Here is a 7,987-nt window from a genome sequence, read left to right on the forward strand (position 1 = left end):
CCCTTCCCTCCCCCCGCTCCCGCGGCCGCCCCCGCCCTGCTCGGCGCGGCGCCCCGGGGGGGGGGGGGGGGGGGCGGCCCCGCCGCCCCCCCCACCACCCCGGTCAGACCTGGCTGTCGAATTCCCGCGCGGCGAGCGCGCGAACGATGCCGGCACGGCCTTCGGACACGAGCCGGCGCAGCGCGGCCGGGTGCTCGCCCTTGAGCCACTCGTCCGACGCCGCCACCGTCGCCGGCTCGACGGCCCACGACGGGTAGAGCCCGATCACGGTCGGCTGGGCACGCTCGCTGGAGCGGCGCGTCCACACCTCGTCGATGACCTCGAAGTAGCGCCCGACGTAGCTGCCGAGCAGCTGCTTCTGCCCCGGGTGCGAGAAACCCGAGATGAGGGCGTCGCTGACGGCGTTGGGGATCTCGTCGTCGTACACGGCGCGCTGCCACGCGTCGGCCTTGGCCTCGGCGGTCGGCTGCAGCGCGCGGCACCGCTCGGCGTGCCGCCGGCCCGCGGCCGTGTCGTCCTTGGCCAGCTCGGCCGCGATGTCCGCGGTGCCGGCCTTGCCGTGGGCCACGAGCGCCTGCAGCAGGCGCCAGCGCAGGTCGGTGTCCACAGTGAGGCCGGGCAGCGGCGTGGAGCCGTCGAGCCAGCCCGCGACGACACCCAGCGTCGCCTCATCGAGCACGCCGCCGGCCAGCGAGTTCACGAACGCCAGCTGGTGGTCGGACCCGGCTTCGGCGCCCCGGGCGAGCTCCAGCAGGCGCGCGGTGAGCGCCGACCAGCCCTGCTCGGCGGCCCACTTCTGGTCCGCGTACGAGTTCAGCGCCGTCTGGGCCTGCAGCAGTAGCCGCTGCACCACGCCGACCTCGCTCTCGGCGTGGATGCCGCGCGCCACCAGCGTGACGAAGTCGCGCGCCTTGAGCTCGGCCTCGCGCGTCATCTCCCACGCGGCCGACCAGCACAGCGTGCGGGGTAGCGGCTCGACGATGTCGGCGATCCGGTCGATCAGCGTGGTCAGCGACGCCGGGTCGAGGCGCATCGTGCAGTAGGTGAGGTCGTCGTCGTTGACCAGCACGAGCTTGCCCGCCGGCTTGCCGACCAGCGCCGGCACCTCGGTGCGGTCGCCGGACACGTCCAGCTCCACGCGCTCGGTGCGCACGACCTTGCCGGCGCCGGCACCGATGCCGTCGTCGTACACACCCACCGCGACGCGGTGCGTGCGCAGCTCACCGGCGCCCGGCTTCGCGCCCGTCTGCACCACGGCGAACGAGGCGAACGTGCCGTCGGCGGCCACCTCGTAGCGCGGGCTGAGCGAGTTGAGGCCCGTGGTCTCGAGCCACTGCGCGCTCCACCACGACAAGTCGCGCCCGGACGCCTCTTCCAGCGCGGCCAGCAGGTCGGCCAGCGTGGCGTTGCCCCACGCGTGCTTTCCGAAGTAGACCTTCAGTCCGTCGAGGAAGTGCTCAATGCCCACGTACGCTACGAGCTGCTTCAGGACGCTCGCGCCCTTGGCGTAGGTGATGCCGTCGAAGTTCACCTCCACCGCGTGCAGGTCGACGATGTCGGCCGCGATCGGGTGCGTGGAGGGCAGCTGGTCCTGCCGGTAGGCCCACGACTTCTCGATGTTCGCGAAGCTGGTCCACGCGTTCTTGTACTCGGTGGCCTCGGCCTGGGCGAACACGCTGGCGAAGGTCGCGAACGACTCGTTGAGCCACAGGTCGTCCCACCAGCGCATGGTGACCAGGTCACCGAACCACATGTGCGCCATCTCGTGCAGCAGCGTCTCGGCGCGGCGCTCGTAGGCGTAGCGCGTGACGCGGCTGCGGAAGACGTAGTCCTCCAGGAAGGTCACGGCGCCGGCGTTCTCCATCGCGCCCGCGTTGAACTCCGGCACGAACAGCTGGTCGTACTTGGAGAACGGGTAGGGCGTGCCGAACTTCTCGTGGAAGAAGCCGAAGCCCTGCTTGGTCTCCACGAAGAGGCGGTCGGCGTCCATGTGCTCGGCGAGCGACGCGCGGCAGTAGATGCCGAGCGGGATCGTGCGGTGGGCGTCGGAGAATTCGTCACGCCACTCGGCGTACGGGCCGGCGATGAGGGCGACCAGGTACGTCGAGATTCGTTCGGACACGGCGAAGTTCGTCACACGGGCGCCGTCGGGAGTGTCCTTTTCGGTCTCGACGAGCGCGTTGGACACGATCTTCCAGTCGCGCGGCGCGTGGACGGTGAGCTGGTACACCGACTTCAGGTCGGGCTGGTCGAAGCAGGCGAACATGCGCTTCGCGTCGGCGGTCTCGAACTGCGTGTAGAGGTACACGCCGTTGTCGACGGGGTCGACGAAGCGGTGGAGGCCTTCGCCGGTGTTCATGTACCGGCAGTCCGCGGTCACCACGAGTTCGTTGTCCGCGGCGAGCTCCGGCAGCGCGATGCCCTTGTCCTCGACGTAGGTGCTCACGTCGAGCTCGGTGCCGTTGAGCACGGCGGAGCGGACGCCCTCGGCGACGAGGTCGATCCACGAGGACTCGCCCGGCCGGGTGGCGGAGAAGCGCACTGTGGTGGTGGAGAGGAAGGTCTTCTCACCGGGACCGCCGTGGCCGTCGGTCAGGTCCAGCACGATGTCGTAGGACGCGACATCCAGCAGGCCGGAGCGCTGCTTGGCTTCGTCACGAGTCAGGTTGGGGGCGGGCACGGGCACCTCTGGTCTTAGATTCCGGTTGCGGTTTTCGGGCTGTCGAGCATCCAATCATGCGAAGCGGTCCTCGGGCGACGGGGAACAACCGGGCCTGGCGCGCGCGTTGGCCGTCATAGGGGGATACCCCGCTGAAAAAGGCATGCCTGCCGACGTCGAACCTCGCGAGGAGCTCGTTGAGATGACCGCTGCGTCCCAGCCCACCAAGGTGGACTTCTACTTCGATCCGATCTGTCCGTTCGCGTGGATCACCTCGCGGTGGATCCTCGAGGTCGAGAAGCACCGCGAGCTGGACCTGAACTTCCGGATCATGAGCCTGTCCGTGCTCAACTCGGGCCGCGACGAGCTGCCGGAGCGCTACCAGGAACTGATGGACAAGGGCTGGCGCCCGGTCCGCGTGGCGACCGCGCTGGCCGCCGCGAAGGGTGACCAGGTGCTGCGCGACTTCTACACGGAGTTCGGCACGCGCTACCACAACCAGGGCAACAAGGACTTCGACGTCGTCCTCAAGGAATCCCTCGAGGCCGTCGGCGCGCCGCCCGAGCTGATCGAGGCCGCCGACTCGACCGAGTACGACGAGGCGTTGAAGAAGAGCCACCACGAGGGCATGGACCCGGTCGGCATGGACGTCGGCACGCCGACCATTCACATCGACGGCGTCGCGTTCTTCGGCCCGGTGCTCAGCTCGATCCCACGGGGCGACGACGCCCTGAAGCTGTTCGACGGCGCCGTTGCGATGGCGAGCTACCCGGACTTCTTCGAGCTCAAGCGCACCCGCACCGGCGAGCTGAACTTCGACTGAGGTCTCAGGGGGTCGCGAACGCGGCCCGGGTGACGGCGGCGGGGTAGGGCGAGGCCGCCACGGCCTCGTCCACCCCGCCGGCCCCGGCCGCCACGGCGGCTTTCAGCTCGTTGAGCCGGCGCAGCCCGTCGCGGTGTTCCCGGACGAACCCGGGGCCCACGGGGTCGCCGTGCCCGGGCACCACGATCCGCGGGTCGAGCGCGAGGACCGCTTCGAGCGCGCCCGGCCACTCGCCCAGGTGTGTCTCGTCGCTGAACGAGTACTCCGTGAAGCCCTCGGGCCCGTGCTCCACCACGTCGCCGGCGAACACGACACCCGCGTCGGGCACGTGCACCACCAAGTCGTGATCGGTGTGCGCCCGGCCGGGGTGCACGAGCGCGACCGTGCGGCCGCCGAGGTCGAACTCGGCCCGGTCGGTCACGAGCCGGTCGGGCGGCATGAGGCCGGTCCGGTCGAGGGCGTCGGCGATCTCCGGCTTGCCCTCCGCGCGGTAACGCGCGCTCCACTTGGCTTTCGCGGTTTCGCCGTGGTCCAGCAGCTCGCGCAGGCAACGTTCCTGAGCCCAGACATCGCACGGCAGGAACGGCGTGGTGCCGAAGCTGTGGTCGAAGTGCGCGTGCGTGTAGACGACGCTCCACGGCAGGTCCGTCAGCTCCCGCACGGCCGTGGCGAGCTCGGCGCCCTGGTCGACATCGCCGCGCGTGTCGATCACCAGGCAACGCTCGGCGCCGATCACCAGCCCGGTGGTCAGGTCGAGCTCTTCGTAGCGGCGCGCGTGCACGCCTTCGGCCACTTCGGTCCAGGTCATTCCGCCTCCAGGATTTTCTCGTGCAGGGTGGGCACGGTGGTGCTGACGTCCACCTGCGCCGCGAGCTCGACGTCGTCCGGGTGGCCGGCCGTGGCCAGTTTGCGCCCGGACGAGCACGCGCGCAGGGCCTGTGCCACGTCGGTGCCCGCGTAGGCCGCTGCCGCGACGGCCGCTTCGGCCGAGACCGTGCGGCCGTGGTGCGCCAGGGCCGCGACGATCGCGCCGGCGCCCAGCTGGTCTTCCACACACGGACGCAGGGGGCCGAACTTCTGTCCTTCGCCGAGCAGGTCGATGCCCCAGCGTTCGCCACCCGGGATCACGCCGACGGGCCGCCCGGCCGCCAGCTCGAGCGCCTTGGCCGCCACAGCCGACGCGTTGCGCAGGCAGCCCGCCAGCACGTGGGCACCCGTGGCGGCGGCCGCGGCGGTCAGGGTGGCGCCGTTGGGCGAGGGCAGCGCGAGCAGCGTGCCGGACGGGATGTCCGTCACAGAGGAAGGCCGCAGCGTCCACGCTGCCTCACCCGCCACGACCGCTCCCGCGGCCCGCGCTTCGGTCATGCCGCGTTCGTCGCGCCAGCGCACCGGCAGCACCCGGCCGCCGCGCGCCGTGACGAGATCCGTGGTGGTGCTGAAGGAAAGCACGTCGACCACACACGAGCACGGCGCACGCGCCACCGAGCGCCGCGACGCCTTCACCGCCCCATTCGAGCCGCACGTCGTGACCCGGCTGCTCCCACGTGTCCACCCCCGGAGCATGCCCGGCACCGCCGGTGATGGCAGACTCGCCGCTGTGCGTGTCTACTTGGGATCCGACCATGCCGGTTTCGAGCTGAAGAATCACCTGGCCAGTCACCTCGCGGGCCAGGGGCACGAAGTCGTCGACGTCGGTCCGCACCGCTACGACCCCGTCGACGACTACCCCGCATACTGCGTGGCCGCGGCGCTGCGCGTGGCCGGCGACGAGGGCAGCCTGGGCATCGTGATCGGTGGCTCGGGCAATGGCGAGCAGATCGCCGCGAACAAGGTGCCCGGCATCCGCGCGGGTCTCGGCTGGAGCGTCGAGACGGCCCAGCTGTGCCGTGAGCACAACCACGCGCAAGTGCTCGGCGTCGGCGCGCGGATGCACACCGTCGAGCAGGCCACCGAGATCGTCGAGGCCTTCCTGGCCACGGAGCCGTCGCCGGAGGAGCGCCACGGGCGCCGGATCCGGCAGCTGCTCGACTACGAGCGCACCGGCACGCCGCCGCCCCTGCCGGAAGCCTGATGCCCGAAGGGCACACCCTCCACCGCCTCGCCCGTCTGCACAAACGCCGTTACGCCGGCGCGCCCGTCTCGGTTTCCAGCCCGCAGGGCCGGTTCGCCGACGAAGCGGCGAAGCTCGACGGGCAGGTGCTGGAGTCTGCCGAGGCGTACGGCAAACACCTGTTCCACGACTACGGTCCACATGGGACGGTGCACGTCCACCTCGGCCTGTACGGCACGTTCGGTGAAACGCCGCTGCCCGAGACCGAACCGGTGGGCCAGGTGCGGATGCGCCTGATCGGCCGTACGCACTGGACCGACCTGCGCGGCCCCACCCGGTGTGAGCTGCTCGACGCGGCCCAGGTCGACGCGATCAAGTCGCGGCTCGGTCCCGACCCATTGCGCCGCGACGCCAAGCCCGACCTCGCGTGGGACCGGATCTCGCGTTCGCGCACGTCGGTGGCGGCGTTGCTGATGGACCAAGCCGTGCTCGCCGGTGTCGGCAACGTGTACCGCGCCGAGGTGCTGTTCCGGCACGGCGTCGCGCCGATGGTGCCCGGCCGCGCTCTCGACCGCGGGCTGTGGGACGAGATGTGGGCCGACCTGGTGACGTTGATGCGCCACGGCGTGCGCGTCGGTCGCATCGACACGGTGGCGCCGGAGCACATGCCGGCCGCGCAGGGCCGCGCGCCGCGCGAGGACCGGCACGGCGGCGAGGTGTATGTCTACCGACGCGCCGGGATGCCGTGCCTGGTGTGCGGCACGGCGGTGGCGCACCAGGAGCTCGTGGGGCGGAACCTGTACTGGTGCCCGTCCTGCCAGCCCGCCTGAATCACGCGGTGAGGCCGTCGAGCAGCAGGTCGAGTCGTTCGGCCAGCGCGGCGGCCAGGTCGAACGGCGGCGCGTCGTCGGTGAGCCAGCGGCGCAGGGTGTCGCCGTAGATCGCGGTGACCACTTCGGCGACCGTGCGCGGCGGGAGTTCCGCGCGTAGCTCGCCGCGGTCCTGGCCTTGGCGGATCGCGTCGATCGTCGCGTCGGGCACGGGGTGCTGGTGGGCGACGACCTCGTCGTGGCGCAGGCTCACGTGCAGCATTCGCGTGAGGGTGCGTTCGCGCTCGTTGATGGCCGCCAGCGCGGTGAAGTAGCGGTGCAGTCTCGTGCGCGCGGGTTCGTCGGAATCGTCGACGGTGAGCAGCTGGTCGCGGCGGTCCTGGCCCCATTCGACGAGGAAATCCCGCTTGTGCGGGTAGTGGTTGAGCACGGTCTGGCGCGCGACATCGGCCTCCGCGGCGATGTGGTCGATCGTCGTCGCCTCGTAGCCGGCCTCTTCGAACAGCTTGAGCGCCGCCGTGAGCAGGCGCGCCCGCATCCGGGCCCGGTTCGCCTCCCGTCGTCCTGTCACGGTGCCAGCCTACCCAAATATAGGCTGGAGGCTAAACTTAGTCTGGAGACCACATTTTGAAGGAGTGCACATGCAGGTGGACATCCGCGACAAGGTAATCGTCGTCACCGGCGCGGCGCAGGGGCTGGGCCACACGCTCGCACTCGGGCTGGCGCGCGAGGGCGCGCGGATCGCGGTGCTTGCGCGCAGCGCGGCGAAGGCGGCGGGCACCGTGGACGAGATCGTCGCTTCGGCGCCGGATGCACCGAAGCCGATGGCCGTCGTGGCGGACGTGGCCGACGAGGACCAGGTCCGCGCCGCGGCCGCCGCCGTCGACACGCACTGGGGTCGGGTCGACGCGGTGATCAGCAACGCCGGCTGGATGCCACCCGCCGGCACGATGCGCGTCCTGGACTTCGAGCTGGCCGATCTGCGGCGGATCCTCGACAGCAACCTCGTCGGCTGTTTCCTCGTGACCAAGCACTTCGCGCCGATCATGATCCGAGGCGGCGGCGGCCGGATCATCTACGTCGGCAGCATGGTCGGCACCCAGGCCGGCCCCGGCGCCGGTGCCTACGGCGCCTCGAAGGCCGGCGTGCACCTGCTGAGCAACGTGGTGCACCAGGAGCTGGCGGACCAGGGCATCCGCACGGTCGCGCTGGCGCCCGGGCTCACGGTCACGCCGGGCATGCGCGTGGCGGCGAGTGAGGAACACATCGCCCGGGTGAGCGCGCGCTACCCGGGTGGCCGCGTCGGGCAGCCGGAAGACATCGTGCCGTTCGCGGCCTTCCTGTGCAGCCCGGCGGCCGAACACCTGTCGGGGACGCTGGTGGGGATCCGGCCGATCACAGGGTGAGTCCGATGTGGACTCTGCTGGCGGAATCTTTGGTACGACTGGGGTTTGCGCCGCACGTGGCTGTGTGGACGGTCGAGCCGGGCTGGCTGGTTGGGTTGACGCGGGCGGGTGTTCGGTGGTCGGGCGCGCGTCGGGCGGGCGGTGTAGGGGCTCGGGCGTTGTTGTCGGGTCTCGGGGTTCGGCCGCGCCTGGTCGAGTCGTGTCGGCTTGGTGCTCGGC

General features: G+C 71.1%; 7 protein-coding genes and 1 pseudogene. 4 read left to right on the forward strand and 4 right to left on the reverse strand.

Annotated features, from left to right (window positions below; genetic code table 11):
• Positions 1-103: 103 nt before the first annotated feature.
• Positions 104-2,680, reverse strand: coding sequence for an aminopeptidase N (pepN, locus tag AB0F91_RS22840; protein WP_360600220.1), 2,577 nt, complete (start codon positions 2,678-2,680; stop codon positions 104-106).
• Between the two features lie 181 nt (positions 2,681-2,861).
• Between pepN and AB0F91_RS22845 the strand changes: the two genes are divergently transcribed.
• A complete protein-coding gene (locus tag AB0F91_RS22845) occupies positions 2,862-3,482 on the forward strand; it encodes a DsbA family protein (RefSeq protein WP_360600222.1) in 621 nt (206 codons plus the stop codon).
• Positions 3,483-3,486: 4 nt separating this feature from the next.
• Here the strand turns inward: AB0F91_RS22845 and AB0F91_RS22850 are convergent, their stop codons facing one another.
• Both AB0F91_RS22850 and AB0F91_RS22855 read right to left on the reverse strand, forming a co-directional pair.
• The gene (locus AB0F91_RS22850; protein ID WP_360600224.1) at positions 3,487-4,290 is read right to left on the reverse strand and encodes an MBL fold metallo-hydrolase; all 804 of its coding nucleotides are present in this window, start codon (positions 4,288-4,290) and stop codon (positions 3,487-3,489) included.
• Positions 4,287-5,034 (reverse strand): annotated as a pseudogene (locus AB0F91_RS22855) (2-phosphosulfolactate phosphatase). The gene AB0F91_RS22850 and the pseudogene AB0F91_RS22855 overlap by 4 nt, the downstream one beginning before the upstream one ends.
• A gap of 45 nt (positions 5,035-5,079) precedes the next feature.
• On the opposite strand from AB0F91_RS22855, the gene AB0F91_RS22860 reads away from it, so the two are divergent.
• Together AB0F91_RS22860 and AB0F91_RS22865 are read left to right on the forward strand one after the other, a co-directional pair.
• Positions 5,080-5,553: a ribose-5-phosphate isomerase gene (locus AB0F91_RS22860; protein WP_360600226.1), complete on the forward strand. Its 474-nt coding sequence runs from the start codon at positions 5,080-5,082 to the stop codon at positions 5,551-5,553.
• Positions 5,553-6,362: a DNA-formamidopyrimidine glycosylase family protein gene (locus tag AB0F91_RS22865; RefSeq protein ID WP_360600229.1), complete on the forward strand. Its 810-nt coding sequence runs from the start codon at positions 5,553-5,555 to the stop codon at positions 6,360-6,362. The genes AB0F91_RS22860 and AB0F91_RS22865 overlap by 1 nt, the downstream gene beginning before the upstream one ends.
• A 1-nt stretch (position 6,363) precedes the next feature.
• Here AB0F91_RS22865 and AB0F91_RS22870 read toward each other — a convergent pair whose 3' ends face one another.
• Positions 6,364-6,933 (reverse strand): TetR/AcrR family transcriptional regulator, encoded by a 570-nt coding sequence (locus AB0F91_RS22870; protein ID WP_360600231.1) that lies wholly within the window; start codon positions 6,931-6,933, stop codon positions 6,364-6,366.
• A 70-nt stretch (positions 6,934-7,003) separates the two neighbouring features.
• On the opposite strand from AB0F91_RS22870, the gene AB0F91_RS22875 reads away from it, so the two are divergent.
• The gene (locus AB0F91_RS22875) at positions 7,004-7,768 is read left to right on the forward strand and encodes an SDR family oxidoreductase (RefSeq protein ID WP_360600232.1); all 765 of its coding nucleotides are present in this window, start codon (positions 7,004-7,006) and stop codon (positions 7,766-7,768) included.
• Positions 7,769-7,987 lie beyond the last annotated feature (219 nt).

Source organism: Amycolatopsis sp. NPDC023774, assembly GCF_040639695.1.
Lineage (GTDB): Bacteria > Actinomycetota > Actinomycetes > Mycobacteriales > Pseudonocardiaceae > Amycolatopsis.